A 13,461-nucleotide genomic window follows, 5' to 3' on the forward strand; every position below is an offset into this window, starting at 1 on the left:
ATTCCGGCGCCGCAGGCGTTCTCCGTGCATTTTTATTTTCCGTGAAGCTCCGTGAAATTTCCGTGCATTCCGTGGTTACCTCAAGCGAGACCAAGGACAAATAAAACTCATCACCGCGTAACTCTTATCAAAAAAAATTAATTTTTCTTTCCGCTTTTCTTCGCAGATTTCTTCTCAGGTTTTGCCGCAGGTTTTCTGATCACAAGGAAGTAGACAACTCCTGCGATGATGATAACACAGATAACTCCTCCGGCAATGAGAAGTCCGGTGTTGTCAGACTCGACAGGAACCTCTGTATCAACGAGCGTTATCAGAATACCTTTGGAGGAGCTATCCGGCATAATCCATCCGACCAGTGCAGCCTTTCCGGTCGAAACGGATGCTGCATCATTGAATGTCGAGGTCTTTCCATTCTGGGATATTTTCTGAAGCTCTGTGATTGCGCCGCCAAGCGACAGCGTTAGCCAGACCGGATCATCATATCCGTCCATTCCTGCGGCAAGGTATCCGTCACCAAGCTGCACGACCGCGTAGGGAACATAACAGCCGGGAAGTTCATTGATCCAGGCAACAGAGAGATCTGCTTTCACATGCGCTGCCCAGCCAAGCCCTGATGCCCATGTGACACCGAACGGAGGATTGGATCCGACAACAAGGTAGCCGCCGTCATGTGCTCTCGTAATATCATATCCGCATGCGCCTTCGCCGTACAGGAGATCAGCACTACCGGTTCGAACAACTCCCTCGCTCTGGATGATGCCGCCCTTCACCTTTGCAATCCAGGCATACATACTCTCTTCAGTGAGATATGCTGTCGTTCCTCCGGTGAGAACCAGCGTTCCGTCATCCTCAAGAAGCATCGCGAGCGGAATCATGGGTGAGGTCTCGTTGCCAAGACGGATCTGATCATTGCCCGGCGCACCGTTTGAGAGCAGGAAGCTCTGAGTGAATCCGGTGTTGGTTTCCCAGAACCATCCGGCAAAGTAGATTTTTCCGCCTGAAACCGCAATGTCGCCTGCGCCGGTATCTGCAAGCGGCGACTCCCAGACAACATTTCCTTTACTGTCAACTCTGACAATTGTTGTGTTGCCGCCGAAGGTGTAGCCTTCCTCAGGAGAGCCGTCAACCGTTCTGGTTATGGTAGTAAGAACGCATCCTCCGTCATCCAGAGCAACAACTGACCTGACACTCTCTCCCGTGAGATAGCTCCGCCAGATCTCCTTACCTGCATTATCGGTCTTCAGAAGCACTGCTCCTGAGCTGTTGGTCATCCCGAGGAAAAATCCTCCTCCACTTATCGGAGCAACAGCATCTGCATTGATGTAGGTTCCGTCCAGCTGATAGGTCACGTTGAGATCCTCAACGATGCTTGCGGAGGCTCCCCCGCAGCATACGACCGCCATCAGCATCAGAACAAAAAATGCCTTTACGTATTTGATCATGTATAGTATCTTTTACGTTAGGGTATTAGTATCTTTGTGGAGTGTCGGGCGTCGCATGTTTAATCGTGAGTCGCCCACGGAAAAACGGAACACACTGAATGCCACAGAAAAAAACATCACGGAGTAGACGTGAACATCATGGAATTCGATAATAATTCATTTTTGTGATGTTCACGTCTGCTCCGTGATGTTTTTTTCCGCGTGTTCCGCTTTTCCGTGGGCTGCTCAAAATGAAAGATGTAAAAACGTTGAGACGACCTCTTTAATGATTTCAGAGAACAAACTTATACCCGCGTGAAGGCAGAATTCGATGGCACCAAGGTTGAGGCACCTCAGGAGGCCGCAGTCTTTTATGAGCAGAGCGGCTACGGCCGCATAGAAAAGACCGGAAAACTCAGGCTTGCCGTAGAGGAAGCCCTCTACCTTATTGCGCGCGGAAAAATTGAGATCGACGGCTGGTCATTTGATCATCTCCTCTCAGTAAACGCTGCCACCCCCGGATTTCTCCGAAGTTTCATCGTCTACCGCGACATCCGCGAGCGCGGCTACGTGGTCACTACCGGGCCGCAGGACTACCGCATCTTTCCCCGCGGACAGCGCCCCGGGCACGGCCAGTCAAAATATCTGCTGCGGGTACTTTCCGAACGCGACATGATCGATCTCTCGATCGTGCTGCGCGAGGCGCAGACCGCATCAAACATGCGAAAACAGTTCCTTCTCGCAGTCGTTGACGACGAGCATGAACTAACCTACTATGAGATCAGAATCAGCAAACCAACAACAAAAGAGGAGTCATTCTGTCGCGTGGAAGATCTTCCAATCTCGCACGCAATTTTTGCAGGTGCGCCCGCCTATGTTGTTGAGGACGGCTCAGGAATTACCGAGACGCTGAAAAAATTCTGGTGCGGAACAATGCTTGATGCATCGCGCCTGTTCCTCGCACCGGTCGAAGTCTGCTGGCTGCTGGAGATCGGAAAACTTTCCCTGTCTCCTGAGATGACCGCAAGCGAATACGCAAACCATGCCGCGGCATATGATCCTGAGTTCACCGACAAAATGATCGTCTACCGACATCTTCGAAGCATCGGCTACTCACCAAGGACCGGCTACAAGTACGGTCATCACTTCCGCGTCTACACTGAGGAAGGCAAACACTCAGAAATGCTGGTGCATGCATGCCCGCACGACCTTACCATGCCGATGAGCCTCATCTCTCGCTCGGTCCGCCTCGCCCACAGTGTGAAAAAGAAGATGCTCTTCGCAGTCATTGACGACGCTGATATGGTCTTCATCGAATTCGCCCGTATGAAATTATAACATAAAACAATTGTGAGATTTATGGCAGAACAGATTAACCCCTGGTCAAGTACACCCAAAATGGATATCAACCGACTGATTGCCGACTTCGGTATTGAACCGTTTGCACCGGTAAAAGAAAAAATCAATAACCAACCGGTCTTTATCCGCCGCGACATCGTTGCAGGCCACCGTGGTTACGACGCAGTTGCTGACGCAATGGCAGAGAAAAAACCGTTTCATGTGCTGACCGGTTTTATGCCGAGCGGCCATCCGCACTTCGGCCACCTGATGGTGATGAAGGAGGTCGTCTGGCACATTCAGCAGGGCGGCAGGGGATTTATCTCCATGGCAGACCGCGAGGCACACGCTGTTCGCGGTCTCTCATGGGATGTCTGTGACAAATACGCCCGCGAGTACATGGAATGCCTGTATGCGCTCGGGTTTGAAGGCGAAATATACTCTCAGCGCCGCAATAATCAACTCAAGGATCTCGCGTTTGAAGCTGCAACAAAGATCAACTTCTCAGAACTTTCGGCGATCTATGGCTTTGGGCCGGAGACCGAGCTCGCGCACGCCGTCAGCGTGTCGATGCAGGTTGCAGACATTCTCTATCCGCAGCTGGTTGCAGGAGTTGCGCCAACCGTTGTTCCGGTTGGCATCGATCAGGACCCGCACATCCGGCTGACCCGCGATGTGACGAACTCTCTAAGAATGTTTCTCGTCGAAGACCGCGGAACCCATATCAGCATCAGATCAAAGAACGCTCCCGAAGGTGCGATTGATGCGGTGGCGAAGCGGTTTGTTGGTTCGAAAAAATACGAAGCCCATGTTGATCTCCCGGCAGGCCACACTCTTGCAGAGACCGACGCAATTGTCCGCGGAATTGAGCAGGAGTTCGGCGGGTTTGGATTTTTACTGCCGTCTGCAACCTACCACAGCTTTTTGCAGGGTTTGCAGGGCGGCAAAATGTCGTCCAGTGTTCCTGACAGTCTGGTCTGGTTTGATGATCCTGATAAGGATGTCAAAAAGAAGATCATGGGTGCACTCACCGGAGGACGCCAGACGCTCGAAGAACAGAAACAGCTTGGAGGCGAGCCTGAGAAGTGTTCCATCTATCAGATGAACAAATTCCATATGCAGGAGAGCGACGCTGAGCTTGCTGAGATGTGCCGCGCCTGCAAGGCCGGTGAACTGATGTGCGGAACCTGTAAGAAGGAGACGCTTGAACGTGTCCGCACGTTCCTTGCCGAGTTCAAGGAAAAGCGCGATGAAGTGGCGCACATGGTGGAGTGGTGAAAATGGATCTCACAATCAATGAAAAGCGTGTGCTTGGTGTGCTTGCAGAACTCAAGTCTGCGGACGCGGTCACTCTCGCAGAAAAACTTGATGCCCCTGAGGGAGCAGTCATTCAGTGGGCGCATCTCTGTGCAGACCGCGGTCTGGTCACTCTTGACAAAACGGTCGTCGAGACCGCCGTCCTGACCGAGGAAGGAAAAAAGTATGCGGCCGAAGGGCTGCCCGAGCGACAGGTGCTTGCAAGCATCGAGGGACCAACTCCGATGGCAGAACTCACCAAGCACCCGCTGTCAAAGATTGCTGTTGGCTGGCTACGCAAGAAAAACTGGATTGTTATCGATAAAGGTATGGTCGTCCCGACTCCGGACGTATCCGAAGGCGTTGACGAAGTCGCGCTGAAAAATCCAATCGCAGGAACCGAAGGATGCAACGAGCTGGTCAAACGCGGCCTTGCCGAAGTTCTCGAGAGCGTCTCGTGGACTGTTTCCATCACGCCTGCTGGCGCTGAAATCGTTGCCGCGGGTCTTGATCTCCGCGAGGAGATTGGAACACTCTCCAGCGAACAAATTCTCTCAGGCGAGTGGAAGTCTCTTCCCCTTCGCCGCTACAGTGTGGACAAACTGCCGAAGAAGATCTACGGCGGACGCGTGCACCCGAACCAGCAGATTCTCGATGAAATCCGGACTCTCCTCTTTGAAATGGGATTCACCGAGTTCCATGGCTCGATCGTGCAGAACGCATTCTGGAATTTTGACTCCCTCTACCAGCCGCAGGACCACCCTGCGCGTGAGATGCAGGACACCTTCCACCTCGCTGAAGAAATGGACCTCCCAACCGACTGGGAGAAGATCAAAAACATCCACATGACCGGAGGCCAAACCGGTTCAACCGGATGGGGCGGCGACTGGAGTCCTGACATTGCCAGAAAATGTGTTCTTCGGACGCACAGCACCTCGCTCTCGATTCAGCATCTTGCGAGAAACCCGAACCCGCCAGTCAAGGCATTCTCCATCTCCCGCGTCTACCGGCGCGAGACCATCGACCCGACGCATTTGCCGGAGTTTGAGCAGCTGGAAGGAATTGTCATGGACAAAGACCTGACGTTTGGTCATCTGCTTGGATTCTTCAAAGAGTTCTTCGGCAGAATGGGCTTTGAGTCGGTCCGGTTCCGACCCGGCTACTTCCCGTACACCGAGCCGTCCGTTGAACCGGAAGTCTGGGTCGACGGCCTCGGCTGGGTTGAGCTTGGCGGTGCAGGCGTCTTCAGAAAGGAAGTCACTGCACCCTGGGGCATCGACTGCCCGGTCCTCGCATGGGGACTTGGCGTATCGCGTGTTTCGATGCTGCGGATGGGTCTCAAAGATCTCCGCCAGCTCTACCGCAGCGACATTGACTGGATTCGTGCGAGTCCGGTTCGGAGGGTGTAACCATGCCGGTCGTAAAACTCAACAATACCTATCTTGAACGGCTGACGAAGACCGACATCAAAACCATTCGCGACAATCTGCCGATGATGGGTTCTGAAGTGGAACGCGAGGAAGCGGATCAGACTGATGTTCAGTTTTTCCCAAACCGCCCCGACCTTTACAGTGCAGAAGGAACCGCACGAGCAATGCGGGGATATCTCGGTATCGAGACCGGTCTTCCAACCTACTCGGTGAAACCATCAGGGATGAAGTTCTCAGTCGACCCGAAACTGAAAAGTATCCGTCCCTATCTCGGCTCAGCGGTTATTCGAAACGTCAAAATGGACAATGCGATGATTGAGTCGCTGATGGGCCTACAGGAGTCCCTGCACTGGGCAGTAGGCCGCGGCCGCAAAAAAGTCGCCATCGGTGTGCATGATCTTGATACCATCACGGCTCCGTTCTCGTACATTGCAGCCGAGCGGTCGACGAGCTTTGTCCCGCTTGACTACAGCGAGCCAATGTCGATGGACAGAATTCTTGCCGAGCATCCGAAGGGAAAGGCGTACGCAAAAATTGTCGAAGACTTGCCGCTCTTCCCGCTGATTCTTGATGCCAAGGGCAATGTCTGTTCGTTCCCGCCGATCATCAACGGAGAACTCACTCGTGTGACCGAAGCAACGAAAAATATTCTGCTGGACGTGACCGGTATTGAGCCGCGTGCGGTGATGGTTGCGGTGAATATCATCTGCGCCGCAATGGTGGAGATGGGCGCAACCATTGAATCGGTGGATGTGGAAGGAACAGCAGTGCCAACTCTTGCTCCTGCGGAGCGCACGGTCTCGGTCTCTGAGTGCAATGCTCTTGTCGGCATCAGCATTGATGCCAAAGAAATGAAAGCTCTTCTTGAACGGATGCGGTTCGGTGCTGAGGTTGTGGACGCCGATCACGTTCGCGTCACGATTCCCTGCTATCGTGCAGACATCATGCATGACCATGACATCTACGAGGACGCGGCAATCGCGTACGGGTATGATAAGATTCCGGCAAGCCTGCCGCCGACATTTACGGTGGGCAAGCCTCATCCGGTTCAGGAGATCTACAGCCTTGTGAGGAGTGTCATGATCGGCATGTCCTACACGGAAAACACGCCGTTTACGTTGACGAGCGGAAAGGTGTCGTATGAGATGATGAAGCGGCCGGAAAATCCTGCGGCGCTTCATGTGCTGCATCCGATCAGTGAGGATCAGACGATCATCAGAACCGATATTCTGCCGATGTTAATGGACTCGCTCTCCCTGAACCGGTCCCGCGAGTTGCCGCAGAAGATTTTCGCCTGTGGTGATGTGGTGGAGAACCTTGTGACGTATCCGAAGATGGCAGCTGCCTCGATTCACAATGCGGCGGACTTTTCAGAGATTTATGCGGTGGTTGACTCGTTCTGCCGAATGATGTCGCTGACGTATGTGGTGCGCGAGTCAAGTGACCCGGCGTTCCTTGACGGCCGACGCGGCGATGTGTATGTGGACGGGAAAAAAATCGGTATGTTCGGCGAGGTAAGTCCAGATGTTTTGGTGGCGTTTGGTCTTGAGCATCCAGTCGCAGCGTTTGAGATGGACCTTTCCGGTCTGCTCTAACTTTTTTTCGGATTAGGGATTATTGGTGGTCATGAGTCAATGATCAAGAGTCAACGATCAAGAGTTGATCACTGTTGGGGAGATGAGTGATACCATCATTTTTTGTTTTCTCATTTTTTTCATTTTTTTAATCAGGAAATTGTGCGGGTTTATTATAAATTAGTTCTATACATAAACAACAAGACAGCGGGAGAGCGTCACTTCTCGTGCGAGAGGAGAGACGCGGGGATTTCTCGATCTGATTTTTTTGGAATGGTGTGATCAACTCTTGATCATTGACTCTTGATCATCGACTGGCAGGGTAGTACGAGAATCGTTTTTTCATAATAATTCCTCATGAAATTTTCCGAAACACCCGAGGACAAACCAAATGAACCTCCACTCCCCCTTTGACAACATTCAACATTCCTCAACTCCCAATGTAGGAAAAGCATGCGGCCTGCAAAAAACGTGATCTATCCATCCATAACTCCGATAGAAACATCCGGAGACAAATCTGTCAGGATCACCTTTCCGTTCCGCCACTTAAACCACAGTTTTACTATCTCAGTTCCCAGTTCACTTTACGAAGGAGCAAAATCATCAGGAAAATCCGCACGAGTCCCGACAGGCATCGGGGACGCCTGGCTTGCAGGCTATTATGCAGCGTTCGTCGAAGACCCTTCCCTTGTCTCCTTTTACCGGACGCTGCTGTCCGGCATGCGAAAAATCCGATCGGCCCAGAACTATGATGACGACGACTATCTTGAGATGCTCGCAGCATTCGTGCAGTCGATTCCCTATGACACCGAAAAAGTTGCCTCAATCGATCGTGCACCCAGATTTCCTGTAGAGACCGTTGTTGACGCCCACGGCATTTGTAGTGACAAATCCCTGCTTCTTGCAGGTCTCCTCTCACATGAGGGATATGCGGTCGCGGTCTTACAGTTCACCGCAGAAAATCATGTTGCTGTAGGAATTCCGGTTCCGAACGGTTACGACTTCCGGGGATGCGGCTGTGCGGTGATTGAGTCAACGGCAATCAGCTATGTGGGGGATGCCGAGGGAGAGTTTCCCGCAGGTGACGGCAGCATGCGGACTCTTGCCTCACGCCCAAAAGTGTTCTTTGTCGGTCACGGCTCAAAGAGGTACGGAAGCATTGCCGAAATCTCCCGGATTCTCGCTGTCAGGTCTGTACTCAAAGAGAAACTCTCCGAGGCCGGCGATCTCGTGGTGATGATCAAAACCCAGGAGGAAAAAATCACCCGCGAAAAAGAAGCGCTCGCCTCCTCGCGAGACGCACTTACAACTCTTGAAGCAGAAACCGCAAAACTTTCCAGCGACGCGGGGCAGTTCGCAACAAAATATGCCTCATACAAGGAAGCCGTAGCCTCGCATAATGCGGGGGTCGCTAACCTCGCGAAGCAAATTGAGCGATATAATGCGGTAGTTGACGAATATAACAGACTCGCCGCAGTCGCCGGATTTATTCAGCATAACAGACTCGACCGGAGATCGGTCTCTGCAAAAATACAAAATCTGCAACTGTGATCTTACAACCCGCTTTTTTCCAGCTCGTCTGCAATTTGTGCGAGAAGAATCTTATCATCAAGCTCTTTTGCCAGCCCTTCCGCCTTTCCAAAGTCAGTCAGACCTTTTGTCAAGTCCCCGCAGTCGATGCGTGCAAGTCCGCGCTCCAGATAGGCGAGTGCCAGCCAGTGTCCCTCGCCTTTTGCTCTGTCTGCATGCACAATGATGTACGTCAGATCCTCTGCCGCCCGGTCGGCATGCCCCAGCTTTCTGCAGATCTCTGCCCGGTTGTAGCGGATAGGAACACATCCTGAGAACCGAGTCAGCGCCTCGGTATAATCAGCAACCGCTTTGGAGAACTCGCCCATCTCCTGATACGCGATTCCCCGGTAATAGTAATAGTTTACATTCTCAGAATTTTCTTGGATCGCCTGAGAAAACCACTCAACACTTCCTGCAAAATTGCGGTTCAGGTACTCCTTCATCCCGTTCTGAAAAAATTCATCAGCAGTCAAAACCATCCCCCGCAACGAGACCTGCCAACAGATATGCAGTAGCACAGGTGGCACAGGAATTCATACTAACCAGTTGGTTCTGAATGTTATTAGGGTTGTCGGGCATCCACAATATGGAAAACATGTTATACATTCAGGAGAAATAAGACACCCAACAATGAAATATTCACACACTCTCCTGATCGGAGCGCTCGTTCTCTTCCTGTTGATGACGGGTGGTCTCTCTTCTGCTGCGGCCGCTGAAACCACAGGACAGGTATCTGTAATCAGCCTCACCATGGACCCTGAAGTTCTCATGCCCGGCGACACCGCAACGGTAACCGCAGTCATCAAAAATTCCGGCACGACCTCGGTATCCATCGGTCGTGCGCTGATTATGGGTGTGAATGAAGTTTACTCTCCTGAAGCAAAAGCCTACAACAGTGTGGGCATGCTTGGTCCGGGCGATGAAATGACGTTCACGTTCCCGATTACTTCCCGTGGTCAGGTCGGCACCTATTATCCGATGCTGTATCTCGACTTCCTCAATGCAGGACTCAGCAGTCTCAAGTACACGTTTGCCGTCCGAGTTGACGACACTCAGCTTTCGGTCGCACTGATCGACCAGCCTGATGCATTTGGCGAAAGCAGAAATGAGAAGGTCACCGTGCGTGTTGGAAACCCGCGTGCCAACAGTCTGAACGGTATTCAGATCACGGTTTCAGGCGACGGAGTTTCTTCCAAACAGACTACTTATTTTGTTGGAAAACTTGATCCTGATCAGTACGTGGATGCAAATCTCACCGTAGTCGTTGATAAACCGACCGACATCTCCTTTGATGTCAGCTACCGCAACGGTCAAAACCTCCACACCAACTCTGTAGAGATTCCGGTCGCTCTTGGAGAGCGCAAAGTCCGTGCTGAGATGGTTCTCAACAACATCGAGGTTCTCAACAAAGGAACCTACTATCAGATCACAGGCGATGTCAACAACGCAGGACTTGAAGACGCAAAGTCCATCATCGTAACAACAGGGAAAGCAACACCGGTCGCTCCTATGGAGAGTTATGTGGTAGGTTCGCTTGAACCGGACGGAATCGCAGAATTCGATGTCACCTTCACGAACCCTGAGTCCGGCACTGTCGACCTTCTGGTCTCGTACAAAGATGCGGACGGCAACCCCTATCAGTCAACCGTTCAGGTGACTCTGAGCGGCGTGATTGTGTCCGGCAATGCAACAGCAGACGAGGGATTCCCCGCCGGCGCTGTAGTTGCGGTCGTGGTAATTCTTCTGATCGGTGTCTGCGCGGTCGTCGCATGGCGTCGCGGACTGCTGACGGATCTGAGGAAGAAATAAATCATGTCAGACGTTCCCGTAGTTGAGCTTGTTGATGTGTATAAGGTCTATCACATGCCGGCAGGCGATGTACATGCCTTAAACGGCGTTACCTTCTCAGTGATGAAAGGAGAGTTCGTGGCTATCATGGGTCCGTCAGGTTCGGGCAAGTCAACACTGATGAATATGATCGGCTGTCTTGACGTGCCGACGGCCGGAGAGATGTACATCGATGGCCGGAGCATCAAGGAGATGACTGATGATGAGCTGACCGAGCACCGTCGTGACCGGATCGGTTTCATCTTCCAGAAGTTCAATCTGATCGGTCTTCTGACCGCATACGAGAATGTGGAGTACCCGATGATTCTCAAGTACGGCAAGCGCGATGACACCGGTAGACCAAAAGAGCTTCTGGGACTGGTGGGCATTGACGAGCAGAAGATGACCCACACTCCGTTTGAACTCTCCGGTGGTCAGCAGCAGCGTGTGGCAATTGCGCGAGCGCTTGCCAACGACCCTGCTCTTCTTCTTTGTGATGAGCCGACCGGAAATCTGGATTCCAAGATGAGTCAGCAGATCATGGAGCTGCTGCAGGATCTGAACAGCAAAGGCAGAACGATTGTGATGGTCACCCATGATCCGAACACGGCAAAGTATGCACGTCGGACGATCGTTATCCGTGACGGGGAAATTGTGAATGAGTAAAACGTCCTCCGCCTCTGTTGTGGGCAAGCTCATTTCTCCGATTATTTTTGAGCTTTCGATACGCAACCTTCGGCTGAATTTTCTGCGGTCGCTTCTCTCGATGGTTGGCATCATCATCGGCGTTGTTGCGATTACGTCGCTTGGTATGATGGGTGCTGCGTTTTCTTCGGATATGACATCGATTTTGTCGTCTTCGACGAACTCATTGACGATTTCTTCAGCGGATGAAAAAATAGTGGACGGAGTTTCTGTGAATGGTCTTTCCTCCAAGGATCTCCGAGATATTGAGGCTGCCATACGAACGGTCACGAGTGACTATTCATTGATTCCTATGTATCGGGGAAGTAAGTCGATTACTTCAGGCAAGGACGGGTTTTCGGCATCGGTTTATGGTCTTGAACCTGGTGATATCCCTGATCTTGTGACGATCTCCAGCGGTAAAACTCCCCGCAGTACAGAAGGGGTTCTGATTGGCCAGAAGCTCGCTGATGATTATGATCTCCGCATCGGCAGTCGTCTGATGATGACTGATAAAAATGGTGCGACAACGGCTGTGCGTGTTGTTGGTATCATGGAAAATTCCGGTATGTCACTGACGTTTTCAACGGATCGGGCGATTGTCGGAACTGCAACATGGTTTGAGTCTATGGCGAGTACTCATAAACTCTACACCTCTGCCATGGTGAAGACCGGCAATCTGGATAATCTTGATCCGATGGTTGAGGCGATTGAGAAACGGCTGAACGGTCGTGCTGACCGGAAGACAGATGATCGTGTGAGCATCCTTGATGCCCGGCAGTTTGCTGCGGCGATGCAGGAGGGTCTTGGCATGATCTCTCTGTTCCTTATGGCTATCGGCGGAATTTCCCTGTTAGTTGCCGCGATTGCAATCTTCAATGTGATGCTGATGAGTGTGAACGAGCGTATCCGCGAGATTGGTATTCTTCGCAGTATCGGAACGCTCCGCAGTCAGGTGTTGCTGATGTTTCTGTATGAAGCAATAATCATCGGTCTGATCGGGGCGCTGATCGGCGGAATATTGAGTGCCGGTGCGTCGGCGGTGGTGATTGGTCTGCTGTTTGGCAACATCGCCCTGATGTTTACTCCGGCGGTTCTCGTCTACATTCCGTACGGCATCATCATTGGCATTGCCGTCTGTCTGCTGTCTGGATTGTATCCGGCATGGAAAGCGGCAAATCTGAATCCGGTGGAAGCACTGGCTTCGGATTAATTTTTTTTATTGATCTGATTTTCTGTTCGTTTTTAAAATCGGACTTACGCGGTGATGAGTTTCATTATTTGAGATTTTCTGTCTTTGGCCGCGCTTGGAGTAACCACGGAATGCACAGAGCACACAGAACTTCACGGAAAAATGAAAATGCACGGAGAACGCCTGCGGCGCCGGAATGCACGGAATATATTTTTCATATTTTGAGGGAGTAAAAGAGAATTAATTGTCTCGGAAATCTTTCCGTGCATTCCGGCGCCGCAGGCGTTCTCCGTGCATTCAGTGAAGCTCCGTGATATTTCTGTGTATTCCGTGGTTATTTCAAACAAAAAAAAAGTATTTTTACTCTGCAAGTTTCTTGCCGAGTGTTTTTGCCGCTGCAAGCGACTCAGGTTTCAGATCGTCTGCCGCGTGCAGACCGCCCACAATCAGCGGCTCCCCGACGCTTGCGCCCAAGTAACTAAAGCCGCCAACAAGCGTGTTCGCACACTGTGCATACGCCTTTTCATCATCATACCCTTGGGTAATGATCGCCACTGTTTTTTTGCCGGGCTTCATTCTCGAACCCTCAGGCCCGAGGAATGCATACAGCCGGTCGATGAAGCATTTGATCTGACCCGTGTTTTCGCCAAAGTAAATCGGTGAGCCGATAATGATCGCATCAGCAGCATTGATCTTGTCATACAGCGGGGTCATGTCATCTTTCTGCGTGCACATCTTCGCCTGATCCGCTTTGCAGGCAAGGCATCCCATGCAACCGTGAATATTCATCTTTGCCGCATCGATGAACTCAACCTCTGCTCCCGCACTCTTCGCCGCGTTGAGGGCAGTCTCGATCAGTTTTTTTGTACTGCTTTTCGGTGCAGCTGAACCGCAAATACCGAGAATCTTTGTCATGTCTCTTATTTTTCTTTGGAGTCCGTAATTAGTTTGTGTATTCTGACACTGCCGCATGTGCGCTGTCAGGTTTTCTGGTGTCGCCTATTAATTCCTGATCTCCCACGGAAAAACGAAACACGTAGAAAATTTCACAGAAAAAAACATCACTGAGAGGCGTGAACATCACAGAAATATCGTTTCAAATCTGAGTTCCGTGATGTTCACGTCTA

General features: G+C 51.5%; 11 protein-coding genes. 8 read left to right on the forward strand and 3 right to left on the reverse strand.

Going from position 1 to position 13,461, the window contains the following annotated elements:
- Positions 1-137 precede the first annotated feature (137 nt).
- On the reverse strand, positions 138-1,442 hold the full coding sequence (locus McpCs1_RS01815) for a hypothetical protein (protein WP_338095534.1): 1,305 nt from the start codon (positions 1,440-1,442) through the stop codon (positions 138-140).
- A gap of 294 nt (positions 1,443-1,736) precedes the next feature.
- On the opposite strand from McpCs1_RS01815, the gene endA reads away from it, so the two are divergent.
- From endA to McpCs1_RS01840, 5 genes are all read left to right on the forward strand, one after another.
- On the forward strand, positions 1,737-2,759 hold the full coding sequence (endA, locus tag McpCs1_RS01820) for a tRNA-intron lyase (protein WP_338095535.1): 1,023 nt from the start codon (positions 1,737-1,739) through the stop codon (positions 2,757-2,759).
- 21 nt (positions 2,760-2,780) lie between these two features.
- Complete coding sequence (locus McpCs1_RS01825) at positions 2,781-4,037, forward strand: tryptophan--tRNA ligase (protein ID WP_338095536.1); 1,257 nt, start codon at positions 2,781-2,783, stop codon at positions 4,035-4,037.
- 2 nt (positions 4,038-4,039) lie between these two features.
- Positions 4,040-5,464 (forward strand): phenylalanine--tRNA ligase subunit alpha, encoded by a 1,425-nt coding sequence (pheS, locus tag McpCs1_RS01830; RefSeq protein ID WP_338095537.1) that lies wholly within the window; start codon positions 4,040-4,042, stop codon positions 5,462-5,464.
- Between the two features lie 2 nt (positions 5,465-5,466).
- On the forward strand, positions 5,467-7,080 hold the full coding sequence (pheT, locus tag McpCs1_RS01835; protein WP_338095538.1) for a phenylalanine--tRNA ligase subunit beta: 1,614 nt from the start codon (positions 5,467-5,469) through the stop codon (positions 7,078-7,080).
- 432 nt (positions 7,081-7,512) lie between these two features.
- Positions 7,513-8,610 (forward strand): transglutaminase-like domain-containing protein, encoded by a 1,098-nt coding sequence (locus McpCs1_RS01840; RefSeq protein WP_338095539.1) that lies wholly within the window; start codon positions 7,513-7,515, stop codon positions 8,608-8,610.
- A 2-nt stretch (positions 8,611-8,612) separates the two neighbouring features.
- Here McpCs1_RS01840 and McpCs1_RS01845 read toward each other — a convergent pair whose 3' ends face one another.
- The gene (locus tag McpCs1_RS01845) at positions 8,613-9,110 is read right to left on the reverse strand and encodes a tetratricopeptide repeat protein (RefSeq protein WP_338095540.1); all 498 of its coding nucleotides are present in this window, start codon (positions 9,108-9,110) and stop codon (positions 8,613-8,615) included.
- A 151-nt stretch (positions 9,111-9,261) separates the two neighbouring features.
- Here McpCs1_RS01845 and McpCs1_RS01850 point away from each other — a divergent pair, with 151 nt between their 5' ends.
- Genes McpCs1_RS01850 through McpCs1_RS01860 form a run of 3 tightly spaced genes read left to right on the forward strand, consistent with a single transcriptional unit; the run spans position 9,262 to position 12,355 of the window.
- Positions 9,262-10,440, forward strand: coding sequence for a COG1361 family protein (locus tag McpCs1_RS01850; protein WP_338095541.1), 1,179 nt, complete (start codon positions 9,262-9,264; stop codon positions 10,438-10,440).
- Between the two features lie 3 nt (positions 10,441-10,443).
- Positions 10,444-11,124 (forward strand): ABC transporter ATP-binding protein, encoded by a 681-nt coding sequence (locus McpCs1_RS01855; protein WP_338095542.1) that lies wholly within the window; start codon positions 10,444-10,446, stop codon positions 11,122-11,124.
- The gene (locus tag McpCs1_RS01860) at positions 11,117-12,355 is read left to right on the forward strand and encodes an ABC transporter permease (protein ID WP_338095543.1); all 1,239 of its coding nucleotides are present in this window, start codon (positions 11,117-11,119) and stop codon (positions 12,353-12,355) included. Before McpCs1_RS01855 ends, McpCs1_RS01860 begins: the two co-directional genes overlap by 8 nt.
- A 339-nt stretch (positions 12,356-12,694) precedes the next feature.
- Here McpCs1_RS01860 and McpCs1_RS01865 read toward each other — a convergent pair whose 3' ends face one another.
- Positions 12,695-13,249 carry a flavodoxin family protein gene (locus McpCs1_RS01865; protein ID WP_338095544.1) on the reverse strand — a complete coding sequence of 185 codons (555 nt, stop codon included), beginning with the start codon at positions 13,247-13,249 and terminating at the stop codon, positions 12,695-12,697.
- Positions 13,250-13,461 lie beyond the last annotated feature (212 nt).

Origin of the sequence: Methanorbis rubei, from assembly GCF_032714495.1 — an archaeon.
Lineage (GTDB): Archaea > Halobacteriota > Methanomicrobia > Methanomicrobiales > Methanocorpusculaceae > Methanocorpusculum > Methanocorpusculum rubei.

What these genes read in the sequence shown, in the direction of transcription:
- McpCs1_RS01840 (WP_338095539.1), top strand. Translation starts at nt 7,513, where the DNA reads ATGCGGCCTGCAAAAAACGTGATCTATCCATCCATAACTCCGATAGAA.
- McpCs1_RS01845 (WP_338095540.1), bottom strand. Translation starts at nt 9,110, where the DNA reads ATGGTTTTGACTGCTGATGAATTTTTTCAGAACGGGATGAAGGAGTAC.
- McpCs1_RS01850 (WP_338095541.1), top strand. Translation starts at nt 9,262, where the DNA reads ATGAAATATTCACACACTCTCCTGATCGGAGCGCTCGTTCTCTTCCTG.
- McpCs1_RS01860 (WP_338095543.1), top strand. Translation starts at nt 11,117, where the DNA reads ATGAGTAAAACGTCCTCCGCCTCTGTTGTGGGCAAGCTCATTTCTCCG.
- McpCs1_RS01855 (WP_338095542.1), top strand. Translation starts at nt 10,444, where the DNA reads ATGTCAGACGTTCCCGTAGTTGAGCTTGTTGATGTGTATAAGGTCTAT.
- McpCs1_RS01815 (WP_338095534.1), bottom strand. Translation starts at nt 1,442, where the DNA reads ATGATCAAATACGTAAAGGCATTTTTTGTTCTGATGCTGATGGCGGTC.
- McpCs1_RS01825 (WP_338095536.1), top strand. Translation starts at nt 2,781, where the DNA reads ATGGCAGAACAGATTAACCCCTGGTCAAGTACACCCAAAATGGATATC.
- McpCs1_RS01865 (WP_338095544.1), bottom strand. Translation starts at nt 13,249, where the DNA reads ATGACAAAGATTCTCGGTATTTGCGGTTCAGCTGCACCGAAAAGCAGT.
- pheT (WP_338095538.1), top strand. Translation starts at nt 5,467, where the DNA reads ATGCCGGTCGTAAAACTCAACAATACCTATCTTGAACGGCTGACGAAG.
- pheS (WP_338095537.1), top strand. Translation starts at nt 4,040, where the DNA reads ATGGATCTCACAATCAATGAAAAGCGTGTGCTTGGTGTGCTTGCAGAA.